At 34.3% G+C, this 15,300-nt stretch carries 16 protein-coding genes; 9 read left to right on the top strand and 7 right to left on the bottom strand.

What is annotated here, in order from left to right:
* Nucleotides 1-8: 8 nt before the first annotated feature.
* Nucleotides 9-170 (bottom strand): DUF1328 family protein, encoded by a 162-nt coding sequence (locus KORDIASMS9_RS01660; protein WP_114901175.1) that lies wholly within the window; start codon nt 168-170, stop codon nt 9-11.
* Nucleotides 171-484: 314 nt separating this feature from the next.
* Here KORDIASMS9_RS01660 and KORDIASMS9_RS01665 point away from each other — a divergent pair, with 314 nt between their 5' ends.
* Nucleotides 485-1,114 (top strand): SOS response-associated peptidase family protein, encoded by a 630-nt coding sequence (locus tag KORDIASMS9_RS01665; protein ID WP_114901176.1) that lies wholly within the window; start codon nt 485-487, stop codon nt 1,112-1,114.
* 2 nt (nt 1,115-1,116) lie between these two features.
* On the opposite strand, the gene KORDIASMS9_RS01670 is transcribed toward KORDIASMS9_RS01665, so the two are convergent.
* A complete protein-coding gene (locus KORDIASMS9_RS01670; protein WP_114901177.1) occupies nt 1,117-2,154 on the bottom strand; it encodes a helix-turn-helix transcriptional regulator in 1,038 nt (345 codons plus the stop codon).
* Between the two features lie 170 nt (nt 2,155-2,324).
* On the opposite strand from KORDIASMS9_RS01670, the gene KORDIASMS9_RS01675 reads away from it, so the two are divergent.
* From KORDIASMS9_RS01675 to KORDIASMS9_RS23000, 3 genes are all read left to right on the top strand, one after another.
* Nucleotides 2,325-2,798, top strand: coding sequence for a hypothetical protein (locus KORDIASMS9_RS01675; protein ID WP_114901178.1), 474 nt, complete (start codon nt 2,325-2,327; stop codon nt 2,796-2,798).
* Between the two features lie 142 nt (nt 2,799-2,940).
* Nucleotides 2,941-3,822, top strand: a complete 882-nt coding sequence (locus tag KORDIASMS9_RS01680; protein WP_114901179.1) for a DUF6268 family outer membrane beta-barrel protein — start codon at nt 2,941-2,943, stop codon at nt 3,820-3,822.
* 119 nt (nt 3,823-3,941) lie between these two features.
* Complete coding sequence (locus tag KORDIASMS9_RS23000; protein ID WP_162819717.1) at nt 3,942-4,109, top strand: hypothetical protein; 168 nt, start codon at nt 3,942-3,944, stop codon at nt 4,107-4,109.
* 11 nt (nt 4,110-4,120) lie between these two features.
* Here the strand turns inward: KORDIASMS9_RS23000 and KORDIASMS9_RS01685 are convergent, their stop codons facing one another.
* Both KORDIASMS9_RS01685 and KORDIASMS9_RS01690 read right to left on the bottom strand, forming a co-directional pair.
* Nucleotides 4,121-4,891 (bottom strand): TIGR03915 family putative DNA repair protein, encoded by a 771-nt coding sequence (locus KORDIASMS9_RS01685; RefSeq protein ID WP_371412751.1) that lies wholly within the window; start codon nt 4,889-4,891, stop codon nt 4,121-4,123.
* Nucleotides 4,888-6,150, bottom strand: coding sequence for a putative DNA modification/repair radical SAM protein (locus tag KORDIASMS9_RS01690; protein WP_114901180.1), 1,263 nt, complete (start codon nt 6,148-6,150; stop codon nt 4,888-4,890). The genes KORDIASMS9_RS01685 and KORDIASMS9_RS01690 overlap by 4 nt, the downstream gene beginning before the upstream one ends.
* 407 nt (nt 6,151-6,557) lie before the next feature.
* Between KORDIASMS9_RS01690 and KORDIASMS9_RS01695 the strand changes: the two genes are divergently transcribed.
* Both KORDIASMS9_RS01695 and KORDIASMS9_RS01700 read left to right on the top strand, forming a co-directional pair.
* Complete coding sequence (locus KORDIASMS9_RS01695; protein WP_114901181.1) at nt 6,558-7,619, top strand: hypothetical protein; 1,062 nt, start codon at nt 6,558-6,560, stop codon at nt 7,617-7,619.
* 5 nt (nt 7,620-7,624) lie between these two features.
* Nucleotides 7,625-9,424: a zinc-dependent metalloprotease gene (locus tag KORDIASMS9_RS01700; RefSeq protein WP_114901182.1), complete on the top strand. Its 1,800-nt coding sequence runs from the start codon at nt 7,625-7,627 to the stop codon at nt 9,422-9,424.
* 71 nt (nt 9,425-9,495) lie between these two features.
* Here KORDIASMS9_RS01700 and KORDIASMS9_RS23005 read toward each other — a convergent pair whose 3' ends face one another.
* Nucleotides 9,496-9,663 carry a hypothetical protein gene (locus tag KORDIASMS9_RS23005; RefSeq protein ID WP_162819718.1) on the bottom strand — a complete coding sequence of 56 codons (168 nt, stop codon included), beginning with the start codon at nt 9,661-9,663 and terminating at the stop codon, nt 9,496-9,498.
* 212 nt (nt 9,664-9,875) lie between these two features.
* Complete coding sequence (locus tag KORDIASMS9_RS01705) at nt 9,876-10,682, bottom strand: RICIN domain-containing protein (protein ID WP_114901183.1); 807 nt, start codon at nt 10,680-10,682, stop codon at nt 9,876-9,878.
* Between the two features lie 268 nt (nt 10,683-10,950).
* Here KORDIASMS9_RS01705 and KORDIASMS9_RS01710 point away from each other — a divergent pair, with 268 nt between their 5' ends.
* From KORDIASMS9_RS01710 to KORDIASMS9_RS01720, 3 genes are read left to right on the top strand one after another with little or no spacing between them, the layout of a single operon-like run.
* Nucleotides 10,951-11,487 carry an RNA polymerase sigma factor gene (locus KORDIASMS9_RS01710; protein WP_162819719.1) on the top strand — a complete coding sequence of 179 codons (537 nt, stop codon included), beginning with the start codon at nt 10,951-10,953 and terminating at the stop codon, nt 11,485-11,487.
* Nucleotides 11,484-12,107, top strand: a complete 624-nt coding sequence (locus KORDIASMS9_RS01715) for a HEAT repeat domain-containing protein (protein WP_114901185.1) — start codon at nt 11,484-11,486, stop codon at nt 12,105-12,107. Before KORDIASMS9_RS01710 ends, KORDIASMS9_RS01715 begins: the two co-directional genes overlap by 4 nt.
* A 13-nt stretch (nt 12,108-12,120) precedes the next feature.
* Nucleotides 12,121-13,071, top strand: coding sequence for a hypothetical protein (locus KORDIASMS9_RS01720; protein ID WP_114901186.1), 951 nt, complete (start codon nt 12,121-12,123; stop codon nt 13,069-13,071).
* A 396-nt stretch (nt 13,072-13,467) separates the two neighbouring features.
* Here KORDIASMS9_RS01720 and KORDIASMS9_RS01725 read toward each other — a convergent pair whose 3' ends face one another.
* Nucleotides 13,468-15,264 carry an ABC transporter ATP-binding protein gene (locus tag KORDIASMS9_RS01725; RefSeq protein WP_114901187.1) on the bottom strand — a complete coding sequence of 599 codons (1,797 nt, stop codon included), beginning with the start codon at nt 15,262-15,264 and terminating at the stop codon, nt 13,468-13,470.
* Nucleotides 15,265-15,300 lie beyond the last annotated feature (36 nt).

The raw sequence follows: 15,300 nt of genomic DNA on the forward strand, positions 1-15,300 counted from the left end.
TTTGATTTTTATACTCTAGTTCGTCCTGTTACCAATGAAACGACAAACAGTACCATAAACACAAAGAATAAAATTTTTGCTATTCCTGCGGCTGCTCCAGCAATTCCACCGAAACCTAAAATTCCAGCGATTAATGCGATAATAATAAAGGTAATTGACCAACGTAACATAGTATATAGTTTTTTAAAGATTAATAATTTGATTTTGTTTGATACAAATGTACGCTGAGGAGTGTTTTCTGTTTTGCTAGATCAATTTTTATGTTGACGCATTTGTGAAGCGTTTTTGGTCTGAATTTGCTCTTTTTTTGCTCAAAATTGCCCTTTTTTATGTCAAATATGATTCATTTTCTATCAAATGCGTTAAAATGAATTTTGAAAGAGTTAAGCTATATATAGAGTAAATTTTACTTTTGGATGAATTGAAAAATGAACGCTGATGAATTGCTTTCACAGAGCAATTTGAAGAAAAAAGAAACTCAAACATGAATTATTATTTATCAAATACTGCTAGTAGAACACATATCGAATTAACATTTGGATTGCCTTTAAAGTTTCCAAATATATACAAACCACGTTTGGTCATTAAAGGACACAAAGAACAGTCGATTCCTATGATAACGATGGAAGAACCACATGTGATCTCAGAAGGTATTTGGGGAATTTTACCGCAAAATTTTGAAGGCGACTGGAAAAAATTTCAACAAATCAAAACTACATTACATACCAATAAAGAAGAAATACAAAAAAGTGTGTTGTATAAGGAAGCATTGTCAAAACGTCGTTGTCTTATTTTGGTAACCGGATTTTATATACATCATATTATTGACAACAGTATTGAAACTTTTTTAGTGGAAAAAGAACCACCAAAACCGTTAGCGCTTGCAGGTGTTTATAATATTTTAGAAGACGGATTTTTAACTTGCACCGTGATTAATACGGACATTAATGATACTTTGTCTTCGGAAACAAACTTATACAATTTCATGCCATTAGAAATTCCTTCGTTGTTTAAAAATATGTGGCTGAATTCAAAAACAGATTTGGAAGATATCGAGAAAATTATTGAAAAACCGTATATCACCAAATTCAAAATTCAAAAAATAGCTTCCTAAGATCAAGCTGAAATTCTGGCTTTTTGTTTGTTCTTTAAAAATTCACTTGGACTGATACCATATTTACGCTTGAATATTTTAGAAAAGTAACTGCGACTGCTCAATCCAATTGTATATACAATTTGTGAAATGTTTAGATTTTGATCTTTATCATTAATTAAATCTCTTGCTTTTTCCAAGCGCACATGACGAATGTATTCTGTCACCGTTCGTGCATACAAATGTTTAAAACCCTGTTGCAACTTTGCTTGCGTCAACATTGTTTCTTCTGCCAACTGTTCCAACGTATATTCTTTGGAAACATCATTTGAAATTTGTTCTGCTACTTGGCGAATCATATCCAATTCAGCAAGTGCCAACGGCGCCTTATTTTTTCTCGCTTTGATGTCTTTGGTATGTTGAATCATGTGTAATGACAAAATTTGATACACAATCCCTTCAATCATCATAATGCGAATCATGCCTTTTTGTTCAATGTTGTTTAAAGAATCTATCAATTCTGCCAACTTTAAATTGTACGTTCCTTGATATACAAAACGATTTTCATGATACGAATCGTGAAACACTTCATACAATTGCTGATTCAAAATAGAAGCATCATTCAAACGTTTTCGGATAAACTTCACGCGACTTATTTGCACGACATTGATATGCAAGTATATATCTTTTGGGAAAAATCCGTGATTGAATCCGCCGCTTTTTGAAGTAATGATGCTCGGTTGTAATTCTTCTAACTTTCTACGCTTTTTTTCGTCGTGAAAACGATGTTCACAATAACCTTTCAAACAATACGTAAAGTGAATAGGATTGTATTCGGAAGCATCCATGATCAATTCTATTTCCTCAAAAAAAGTAATATTATATTCCAACAGACTTCCGCCCCATTCAAACGTAATAAAGTGAATGGCACCTTTGGCAATGTTATTATCTATTTTCAAGATATGCTCGCCCCATCTTTCTATAATAGTTCCGCCAATTGCTTCTTGGATTTGTTGCACCGTTTCTGCGGTATCAGATGCGGTAATGCGAATTATTTTCATAAATACGTAAAGTTGATCAAGAGTTTTTAACCGAGTTTCAAAGTTACTAAAAGTATTAGCTATATCATCAAATAATTGCAAATGAATATGCGTTAATGATTGTAGGAAATGAGCAAAGACAGTATCTTTATGTAAATTAATTTTGTATAACAATCATAAAATCAGAAATAATGAAAAAAATCAAAACACTTTTTACGATTGCCTTTTTAACGATTGCAACTTCAGTAAGTGCACAACAAATTTCAGAAAATGCTATCGGATTACGAATTGGTGACAATGACGGTTTGGGAGCAGAAATTTCATATCAAAGACATATTGGCGGTAATAATCGTTTGGAGTTCGATTTGGGATTTAGAGATAGCAATAATGTAGAAGCTTTTAAGTTGGTAGGATTGTACCAATGGGTGCGCCCGATTGACGGAAATTTTAACTGGTTTTTAGGCGCTGGTGCGGGAATTGGCTCGTATGACACACCTGTGAGTGATGGAACTTTTGCGTTGGCCGCAGGGAATGTAGGAATTGAATATAATTTTGACTTTCCACTCTTAATCTCACTTGATATGCGTCCAGAATTATCTTTTGACGATACATACAGCGATGATCTCGATTTTGATATTGCGCTGAGTATTCGATATCAGTTTTAAACATTTTGATAATTTATAACATACAATGAAAGCGATATTTAATAGAATATCGCTTTCCCCAATTTTTCGGAAAAACGTATGAAAATAAGTCATATTCATTTGAAACGTTTATCTTTCACCAAAAAAATACAAACACACATACATGTCAAATACCTTTCGAGTTTTACTCTGCTTGCTCATCTTCTGTTGCTCAGAAGTACAGGCGCAGTTAAGCGATTTGGCACGTATTGATTACACGCTTATTCCCAACGCAAAATCGAATGTAGAATACTCCAGATTTAGAGCTTTGTTCAATTATCCAATCAAATTAAAAGACGATAATACCTATTTATTTTTAGGATTGGATTACAGCAATATTCACTTGCGATCGGAAATTGATTTTCCTTTTAATACTAGAGATTTAAATGATTTTCAACTGCTCGATTTTAGTATTGGATACACAACTCCATTGCGAAATAATTGGCGATTAGGAGTCCGATTTCAACCTGGATTTAGTACCAATTTAGTCGCAGATGCGTTGAGCATTAAAGATGTGGTCCTTTCGGGAACAATCGCTTTTATAAAACAAGGAAAAAAATACAATGACAAATCTACACGATTGATTTTAGGTGTAACGTATGGAGGAAATTCAGGATTTAATTTTCCGTTGCCTTTTGTCAGTTATTATAAAAAATTTCGCCCAAATTGGTCTTATAATTTAGGAATTCCGAAGACAAATTTGCAATACTATTTTTCACCAAAACACCGATTGAAAGCCTATGCGCAGTTGGATGGTTTTACGTCTAATTTACAACGAGAAGTTCCTATTATTGACGGAGAAGCCGCAGAAAGCATCAATTTATCGCTGATTTTGACAGGATTGCAATATGAATATCATTTTACCAAACAACTACAATTTTACGCACGCGCAGCATACATTCTTGCCATTAACAACGAATTGCGTAGTGACAACAGAGATCCTATTTTTTCGTTAGATAACGAAGCGAAAATCTACTTGCGATCAGGAATTAAGTTTAAGATTTAAACTCTAATATATCATTTTTGGCATTTGTGTCAATCATAATAGCATATCCGTTAATCGAAACGGCACACAACCCATATCTTTACAGTAAATAAATTATTAATAAAAAAACTCTATATATTATGAAACAAGGAAAAGAAGATTTTAAATTCATTAAAAACCCTGAAAACACAGAACAACGTAATTATATTTTTCAAAAAAATAAGAAGACCAAGACTGCATTTTATTTTGTAGCTACCGTTTTAGTATTTTTAATTGCCGCATTGTTCGTTTCTGCATTTGCCCTATAAAATAACACCAATTAAGGTTGTTTTTCGCTCAGATATCTCCAATACCGTTTCGGAACATGCCGTACATGTAATAGCATATTTTTTCTCGATTCAATATTGGTACTTTTAAAATAGTTTTGCCACAATTCTTGAAACGCCAATTCTTCTTCGGCAAAGAAATCGCCAGACGTTTTTGTAAAATCAAACTCCTTTGGAAAATCCATTACAATGGTTTCTACAGTATCTAAATTGTAATGCAAACCATAATTTCGTTTGATGTCGTAAATTACCCATTTCTGATCTGCATAGCGCGATTTGAAATGCTTTGCAATTAAAGGCAATACATTAAAATCGGGTTCCACATTTGAAAAATACAAACCATCTTTCGTCAGCTTAAAACGTACAAAAGCTTCCATACGATGCTTTTCACGACCGACACTTCTGGTAATTTTAGACACTTTTAAAACCGTCAAATTGGAAAAATCTTTTTCAATAGTATCTGAAGAAGCAAAAACTTGCCGAATATAATCGAGCAATACATTTTCAACCGAATTCATTTCACTTAAAAACGCATAATACAATTGATTTCGTCCATACGAAGTCAATTTTTTTTTGAGCCCATTCCACACACGATCTGCGTGTTTTTTATTGGAAATAATTTCTTCTGTATTGCCAAAAAAAGAAGGTTGTACACTCGTTTCTCGCTGAATGTCCACATGTTCAATTTTTTCTTCATACACTTTAAAAACTGCACTTAAAAATCCTTCAAACGAACCGTCGTACACCAATACTTTTTGCATCATCCGAATAAGTTTAATTGATTGCTCGTGGCTTGTCGAAACTTACTTTTAGAGTTTTGCAAAATGAATCCTTTGATTTTCTCGGGTTCCAAATCGCGACGCTCAAAATCGTTGGAATTACAGATGATGAAATACTTCGCTCGGTTCAATGCCACGCCCAAACGCTTTAAATGTTCCCAATTGAGTTGACGAAATTTTCGCGCATGTAAAATTTTATACACCGATGTCATTCCCAAACCTGGCACACGCGCCAACATGCCATTATCTGCACGATTTACATCTACAGGAAATTCGTGAATATTCCGCAATGCCCACGATAATTTTGGATCAATATCTAAGTCTAAATGTTGATGCGTTTCGTTGACAATTTCATGCACGTGAAAGCCGTAAAAGCGCATTAACCAATCGGTTTGATACAATCTATTTTCACGCAACATCGGCACTTCGCTTCCAATTTGCGGCAAACGACTGTCGTAACTAATTGGCACATACCCCGAATAATACACACGTTTTAGATTGAACTTTTTATAGAAAAAATTAGAAGCCGTCATGATTTGATAATCATTTTCGCCACTTGCGCCAATAATCATTTGTGTGCTTTGTCCCGCTGGCGCATATTTTGGCGTGCTTTTGATAATTTTTTTCTCTGCTTTGTATTGAATGATTTCATTTTTCACCTTTTTCATCGGTTTGATGAAATCTTCTCTATTTTTATCGGGAGCAAGTCGCTTCAAACCTTCTCGCGTAGGAATTTCGATATTAACACTCAATCGGTCTGCATACAAACCTGCTTCGCGCATCAATTCGTCAGAAGCACCTGGAATGGATTTTAAGTGAATGTAGCCGTTAAAGTTTTCTTCCAAGCGTAATTTTTTAGCGACAGACACCAAACGTTCCATCGTATAATCGGCATTTTTAAAGATTCCGGAACTTAAAAAAAGTCCTTCAATATAGTTTCTGCGGTAAAAATTAATTGTCAAATCGACTACTTCCTGCACTTTGAACGCGGCACGTTTAATGTCGTTACTTTTTCGCGTCACGCAATAGGCACAATCAAAAATACAGTGATTCGTCAATAAAATTTTCAACAAGGACACGCAGCGACCATCTTCGGTATACGTATGGCAAATTCCCATGCCAGTTGCGTCGCCTAATCCTTTGTTTTTATTCGTACGATTGCTTCCGCTAGAAGAACAAGACACATCGTATTTTGCGGCATCAGCCAGTATGTTTAGTTTTTCTTTAATTCGTTCAAAAGACATGAAAAGTTTTGTATAAGTATTGGGTTTTATTAAAATCTACGATACACAAATATAACATTTTACAGATGTTTTTAAAACATTTGTGGGAATTTTTTCTGTTAAATGTTTCAAATACGTCTTTTCTGAAAAAAGAAACTCATCATATGAATATAACTTAGACTATTTCACAATCACTTTTGTATGACTGGACATAATTCATACACCAAAAAGGAACTTTCGTTCCTAAAAATTTGATGCTCATGCTCTTTTTTTCGAATTACATCTGCTGTTTTTACAACTTTAAGCTATAAATCAAAACAAATAGTTCGATTAAGTAGCTACAAGCGTTTGTTCTTGATTTAGGAGGCGGAATCTGAAAAGCCTGAATGAATAGAGTAAGAAATTAAATAACCAAAAAACAAGAACTCATGAAAAATTTAAACGTAAATCAACAAAAACAGGCACAGACATTGTCTATGGCAAAATCTACAGTCATCGTACTCATTACAATGATGATGACCATTTTTTGTACCAATTCAGTTACTGCACAAACTTGGAGTAATTTAGGAGATGGAGAATACTTAGATCGTTGGACTATTAACGATGATAATTCAGATCATTGGTCACAATTACGATTACAAGTAGGTACTACTCAAGCTTGGAACATATTGAGCGAAGGATCCTTAAAATGGAGTTATGATACCAGTGCAAATCACTCAAATTTAGGTTACAGAAAAATGTCGTTAACTACCGATGGAAAATTAGGAATTGGAGATTTTGATCCTGTAATACATTTGGCAATTGGTGATAGCGACACTGGATTTAACCAAAATGGAGATGGAGAATTGGGAATTTACACAAACAATATAGAAAGAATTAGAATTGACAATTATGGTTTTGTGGGTATTGGAACTGTAGAACCAACAGAGAAACTTCAAGTATATGGTAATATCAGATTACAGGGAAATCTTGATATTGAACACAATAAAAGTATTAAATCAGAAGGTATTATGCATATTCAAGCTGATGATGATAATACTGGCGATGGTATTATCCACTTCAAAGCAGGACCTGATACAAGAATGACCTTGGCGGACAGCGGAAAGTTGGGAATCGGTACCACAAATATGCCTAATACTGTTGGAGGAGCCGATGTAAGTGCTTATAAACTTTATGTACAAGGAGGCGTATTAACAGAAGAAGTACGCGTACGCACGGGATGGGCAGATTATGTGTTTGCTGATGATTATCAATTACTTTCGATTAAAGAAGTAGAAAACTTCATCAAAGAAAACAAACATTTACCAAATGTTCCATCTGCAAAAACTGTTGAAGAAGAAGGACTAGAATTAGGCGATATTACAAGAATTCAACAAGAAAAAATTGAAGAATTAATGCTGTACATCATTGAGCAACAGAAACAAATTGATGCATTAAAACTGTCTATTGATGGCTTGATAAGAAGAAATAAAAACAGCACTAAAAATTAAATTTTATGAAACTAAAAATATATAGTTGCTGTTTCTTCTTATGTTGTATGTTCTTCTCCATGTTAGGACAGGAAAGTATCATTTACAGTAAGGTTCAGCAAGAAAAAAACAAAGGAAAAGTATTTAATAGCGTAAAGATTTTTTCTTCAAGCAAGTTAAATACAGATGTGTTGAGAAGTTTTAAAAATAAAGAAGAAGTCTACTTTTTTAGTTATGACAATTCTATCCTTAAAACTAAAAAGAAAACCATATCAATCGACATTCCTATGGGAAGCACAAAAATGAGTTTGGAACTTATAGAAGTTGACAATTCGTTTTACGATTATACGATTACGACAGGTAGCGGAAAAATAATTTCTGCAAACAGAAGTAATAAACATTATCAAGGAATTGTAAAAGGCAATCCTAATAGTTTGGCTGCTGTCAGTTTCTTTAAAGACGATGTTATGGGCATTGTAAGTACAGAAAAAGGAAACTTTAACATCGTTAAAATAAATGATATAGGACAATACATGATATATAACGATTTAAATCTCAAAGAACGTCCAGAGTTTGAATGTTCGGCAATTGATGATAAAAAGTTTAAAGGATACGATCCAAACGTATTATCACGAAAAGGCAAAACTATGAAATCAGCCAATACGCCTTGTGTGGATTTGTATTATGAAACAAAATATGATATGTTTCAGAATCTTGGTAGCATCACAGCCGTTGAAAACTATGTCTGTGGATTACATAATCAAGTTGCTGTATTGTATTTGAATGAAAATATTCCAACAAAAATTTCTGAAATTAGAGTTTGGGATATAAGTGATCCGTATACGGGAACAAACCCGCGTGATTTACTTTATGAATTTAGAAATAGTTCGTATCAATTTAGCGGAGATTTAGGGCAATTGTTAACGTTTGATAACATAGGAGGCGGAATTGCCTTTGTAAACACCTTATGTAATAGTATTTACAATGTATCTGTGTCTGGCAGTCTCAGTAATACAATAACCAATATTCCTAATTACAGCTGGAATGTATATGTCGTTGCCCACGAATTTGGTCATTCATTTGGTTCAGGACATACACATGCTTGTATATGGAATGGAAATAATACGCCTATTGACGGATGTGGAACTGTTTCAGGCTGTGTTGACCCTGGAATTCCCTCAGGTGGAGGAACCATCATGAGTTATTGCCATTTGCAAAGTGGTGTCGGCATCAATTTTTCTTTAGGATTTGGATTGCAACCTGGTAATGTGATGCGCAATAATGTTTCAAATGCTAGTTGTGTAAATTATTGTTGTCCCATTGATGAAATAGTTACAACCGATCTTTCCAACAGCACAGACGAAGTACAAGCGTCACAAACGATTACCGCGACAAATACAGTTTATTTTGGCGGAACTGCCATATACCATGCTGGACAAGAAGTGCTATTGCAAGACGACTTTAGTGCCTTGAGTGGTGCTACTTTTAGAGCGTATATTGAAGGTTGTACAGATTCATTTGCAAGCAGATCAGCTACGGATGCGCTCACTTTTTCAGATGAAATCAGTAAGGATGAAACTTCGGAAGAAATACAGCAAATGTACATTGCTCCCAATCCAAACCGAGGTGCATTTTCTGTGTATTTTGAAGAAGAAGAAAGCGGAATATTACAAATCTTAGATTTCAAAGGCGAACTTATACAAACTTTGGAATTTGAAAAAACTACCAAACTTTCTGTAGATATTCAGCAAAATCTTCCAGGTATGTATTTTGTAAAAGTCCGAACAGCGTCAAAAACTTTTATAGAAAAAGTGATCAAAAAGTAATTTACATACTTCATAAATACAAACAAAGATTGTCTAAAGAGTAACACTCATTAGACAATCTTTAGTTTTATCTATAAAAATACACATATTCTGTTGATACATCTCGAAGCACGGTCAATGAAGAAACAATCTCTACGATCTACACATCCTATTGGAAATTGAATTCCACCTTGAATGCCTTTTTGTGCTTCTTTCTTTAATTCTTGAACACCTTCTAAGTTTAAAATTGATTTTAGCATGATATAGGTTTTTAAAGTTATCCTCTAAAGTATTGTTTTAAACGCTGAATCCTTTACGGGAAAACCATAATTAATCTGCTGACTTATGGGTGATTATATTCAATAAAGATCATATTTGAGTGTTATGCTCCTTTTTTAACAACGTTTTTAAAGCTTTCTTTCACGTTGTAGTTTAGCTCGTGTAAAACATTCATATTTGGCAAATTACATCACTAAAAAACTTCCACTATAAACATAAATTTTTGCTTCTTTCTGTTTCGCATGTTGGGCATAGGTTTGTTGAGTAGTATGGTTGGCAAAACTCTTCGTATTAAAAACGTTTTCCCACAAATTGATGGCTTTTTAGGATTGAAAGAAAGCCCTTTTTTGTTTGCCGCGACCAATTGTTGAGGAAAGAAATAAATACGTTGTCCGTTTCTAGGCTTAATACCTTCAATCGTAATTTCACCTGTATTGCGTACATACGCCATTGCTATTTTTCCACCGTGTCTTGGTCGAAACGCATTGATATTGGTATTTCTTGGCAGTCCTTTATTTACGACTACCTCAGCAGGTTTCCATGTGATTCGTGAAGTTAATGCTCTGGCTTGTACCAAATCTGTTTGATTGTTTTCACTGGCAATTCCTATAAATAATAAAGAAACTTTATTTTGTAGTAACACGCTTCCTCCTTGAAGCTGTACAATTCTCCAAAGTGCGCCGCTGCCAGGTGTATCCGTTTGTCTAACACGTGAACCTATATTTGTTTTCCCATAAGAAGCCAAATACATTTTAGAAGCTTTGTTCTGTATTTTGTAAAGTCCATTGTCATTTGGAATGAATTTCCAGTGTCCACCAATAAGAACTCTTTGTTTCGCAACCATGATGTCTCCAGCTTCCATCTTACCACCATTCCCTATGAAGGTATCACTTTTTCCGTTTTGCAGCGTGTACCAAGTATTAGGTTTAATGGTGGTTTGTGCTTGAACAATGAACGTAATGCACATAAAAAGTGTCAAAAGAGATATATTTTTTTTCATACAATAGTTTTGAGTTAAATAGCTTATTTAATAAATAGAATCCGTTTTTTTTATCTTTTTAAAGATACTTAAATTATTGAATTACTGTGCAACCCTAAGAAATAGCAATGGTATTTTCCTTAAAGATTATGTGAAACTTGTTTGGAAAAATTTGCACAGGAATGATCTTCTGAATAACACTCAAAAAACACTTAGTAAAAAATAAAATGTACCTTTTTTGCGACATTTTTCAAAAACGAGAGTTATAACTATAAACTAACAACACATTTTGAACCAATCAGAATTAATAAAAGCATGCCAACAACATAATTTGAAAGCACAAATGCAAGTGTATCAGCAATACAAGAATATGCTGTACAATACAAGCTTTCGGATTGTGAAGAATCAACATGATGCACAAGATGTCGTGCACGATGCTTTTATGAAAGCGTTTCAGAATATTTCGAAGTTAGAAAAAGATCTTAACCTAGGCGCCTGGTTAAAACGGATTGTCATCAATTGTTCTTTAGATTTTTTACGGAAGAAAAAGAAATTAGGTTGGTTGCAAGACGTCACAGAATTTCTCGAAGAGGAAGAAGACACAAATGCATACGAAGACATTTCTTTTCAAATTGAAGAAGTCAAAAAAGCACTGAACGGACTGAAAGAAAAATACCGAATTATTATTGTGTTGTACTTGATTGAAGACTATTCGCATAAAGAAATAGCACAACAATTAGGGGTAAATGAAAGCACGGTACGAAATCAATATAGACGCGGAAAACGGCTTTTACAACAGCAATTTCAAAACAAAATAACATCATGAGTTTGGAAAAATTTATTAAGCAGCATCAAGAAGCATTTGACGATCAACAAATGCCCGAAAACGCAGCATTCGATTTTGAAGCTCGATTGAAAAAGGAGTTGCATACAAGTAATCGTGTAAAACGACTGAAAACGATTCGATATGTTTCTATGGCAGCGACTTTGGTTCTTTTATTAAGTGTTGGATATTTCTATGTAGATCAACAAAAAAAGCTAGAAATCAGAGACAATCTCGTGTTGGCTTTGGAAGAAGAGCAAACTAACAGTTCGCGCTTACAGACTATTTACGAAATTGAAGATAATGTACAATATCAAAAAGAAGACGAAAAAATACTCCATGCTTTTTTTAAAATTTTAAAAGAAGATTCAGATGCAAATTCAAAAGTAGCTGTCATTGAAGCATTGTTAAAATTTCCAGACAATCCACAAGTACGCAGCAGTTTAATTGATGCTTTAGGAGCTGAAAAAGAACCTTTGGTGCAACTTAAATTGATAAAGTCGATTGCCACTTTACGAGAACAGCGTGCCAAAGCACCTTTGCAAAAAATTATAGATAATAAAGAATCGCTGCCTTTGGTAAAAGGAAATGCTTCCGAGCTATTAGCGATGTTAAATCAATAAAAAAACGAACAAGATGAAAAAAATAGTAACCCTATTGACACTTTTTTCACTACTAGGTGTCTGCCATGCACAAGAAAGCGAAAAGCGAATCAAATTCAACAAAGGAACCTTAAAAATCTGTAGTACTTCACATATGACGATCAAAGGGTATGATGGAAATGAAGTCATCATTAAAAGTTTGAACAATACGAATCATTTTGTCTTTCGCAATAACTTTATTAGCAAGAACAAAGACTCTGTAAGATTCTATAGATCAACGGATTCCGCAACAACGAAAGGATATACTTTTATTACAAATCAATTAGATGAGATAAATCTTGAAAAAGGATTGAAACCATTAGGAAGTAAATCGACAAATCCAGCCGACAATTTGTACTTGGATATCACCCAAAAGTCAGGAGAATTGATTATTCGTGATTACCAATACAAAGACTCTGGTCAAAATAGTGTAATCGTAGCTTCAAGTTTTACTTCGCACAGTAATAAATATGAATTGTTAGTCCCAAATTCTGTAAAACTCCTTTGGAATACAGAAAATTGCACCAAAAAGAACTCAAACACCTTTTATTTTAGAACCAATTCAACTCCTTGGGAATTGTCTGATTTTACAGGAGAAGTAGAAATTTCCACTTCGTATAATTCTATTAACCTCACCAATGTGACCGGACCTGTAATTGCGAATACTATTGGTGGAAATATCAAAGTAGTTTTTGAAAATAGTGCGCCTTCTAAACTATACTCATTGGTCAGTAATGACGGCTATATTGATGTAACCTTACCCGAAAATGCCAATCTAAAAGTTGACGCTACTGGATATCGTATTCTGAGTGATATTGATTTCAAAATCATCACAGAAACCATTACAAATGCTTCAAAAAGCATGCAATTGCAGTTAAATGCTGGACGTACAAAAATGAAGTTAGATGCAGGTTCAGGAAGTGTCTATTTGAGAAAACGCGAGTAGTTCACTGAAAACCTAACTATTACACAAACTTAAAAAAGCTTCACTCTTCAGTGGAGCTTTTGTCGTTTTTATAGATTTGGTATTATACCAATTTACATTTAAAATGGTGTTTTGGATACGAAGTTGCTTTGGCTGTATAGAATGCTGTGAATGGTTTGCATAGCCGTAGCTACGGAAAGTATTCGCAAAGAACTAAACTGCCAAATGAACGAGTTTATAAACATCATTTCATGTGTAAATTGGTATTAGAGTATATTTAAGGAAATATTCCTTGAATTCAACCTATGAAAACACCCTCAAAATCACATATCATTCGATTCGTAATTGTGTTGGTTATTGGTGCTGGAATCTTACTGTATTTTAATACATTCCATAACTTCAATTACCAACTAGCTCCTACTGATACTGCAATTCACTCAAACCTTTATACACACCATTTTCTAACAAAATCAATTCATCATGCGTGCCAGTTTCATGAATCTTTCCGTGTTTGATGACCAAAATCGTATCGCAATCTTTGATCGTTGATAAACGATGCGCAATGATAAACGACGTTCTTCCTACCATCAATCTGTCCAATGCTTCCTGAATTAACAGTTCCGATTCAGAATCTAACGAACTTGTAGCTTCGTCCAAAATTAAGATGGAAGGATTTTTTAAAATCGCTCTCGCAATGGCAATCCGTTGTTTTTGTCCACCCGACAATTGAATGCCTCGATCGCCTACAAAAGTTTCGTATCCGTCTGGAAAATTCATGATAAAATCGTGTGCATTGGCGTCTTTTGCAGCAGCGATAATTTCTTCTTCCGTAGCGTTCAAATCGCCATAAATAATATTTTCTTTGATCGTTCCACCAAACAAAATCACTTCTTGAGGCACTAACGCCATTTCGTTTCGAAGTTTGCTCAATTCAAACTCTTTTGCGGGAATTCCATCAAACAAAATCGTACCCGAACTCGGTTGATAAAACTGTAATAACAACGCAGACAGGGTAGATTTCCCCGAACCAGACGTACCGACCAACGCAATTTGTTTTCCCGCTTCTACATGTAGTGAAATATTTTTCAAAACCTCTACATCCAAGCGTGAATCGTAGGCAAAGTTTACATTTTGAAGTGTTACTGTTCCGTTTAACTGTAACGGATCTTTGATTGGCTCTAAAATAATATTTTCGGTGTTTCCTTCTAAGATTTTCATCAAGCTTTCCGTAGCGCCAAGTGCTTTTTGAATTTTTGCATATAAATCGGGCAATCCGCCAATAGAACCGCCAATAAAAATGGTATACAATATAAAACTAATGAAATGTTTTCCGCTAATATCTCCAGCTTCTACCATTAATTTTCCTTGCCAAATGACAAACACAATCGAGCCAAACATACAGAAGATAATCAACGTCCCAAAAAACCCTTGCCATTTGACAATTTTCATAGTTTTGTCGCGCACTTTCAACACAGTTCGTGTATACCGTTTGATTTCAAAAAATTCATTCACAAACGATTTTACATTCGAGATTCCCATCAAACTTTCTTCTAAAATTGCATTGGATTTTGCAGCGTATTCCTGAGTTTCCATAGAAACTTTTTTGATAAAATTCCCAAAAAACATACCAATGATTGCTACCACAGGAACGACGGCTAAGGTAATTAAACACAATTTTGGAGACATTAAAAACAGTGCTGTCAAACAAATGACTACCGTAATAATTTGCCCAATAAAAGAAGGCAATGTCGTATTGAAGGTGTCGCGCAACAATTCAATATCTGTGGCAACTCTACTTGTCAACTCGCCTACTTTATTTTCATTAAAAAACTGCAACGGCGAGGTCACCATTTTTTGAAAAGCTTGTACTTTGATATCTTTCATCGTGTTCGCCGTAAAATACCCAAAAAGATAGGTTTTAAAGAACGAAAACAAGGCTTGCACACCAAATACGATGAACAAAACTTTCACAAGCGTATTGGTGTCGTCTAAGTTGATAAACGCTTCTGCGGCTTCCGTCGGATTTGTCGTGTCTTGTCCTAACAATTGCCCAATGAGATACGGAAATAACATCATGGTAATGCTGGAAAGTAAGAGAAACAACATGCCAAAAGAGAAGATGCCACGATACGGTTTTATAAATTGCAACAGCTTTTTTCGTGCGATTGCATTGCTCTTTTTGGGTGCTTTTTTAGTTGATTTTTTTGTGCTCATTGTATGTAAAAATGAAGGTGCTAATTATCGTTTTAT

The organism is Kordia sp. SMS9 (assembly GCF_003352465.1).
In the GTDB taxonomy this organism is placed as follows: Bacteria; Bacteroidota; Bacteroidia; order Flavobacteriales; family Flavobacteriaceae; genus Kordia.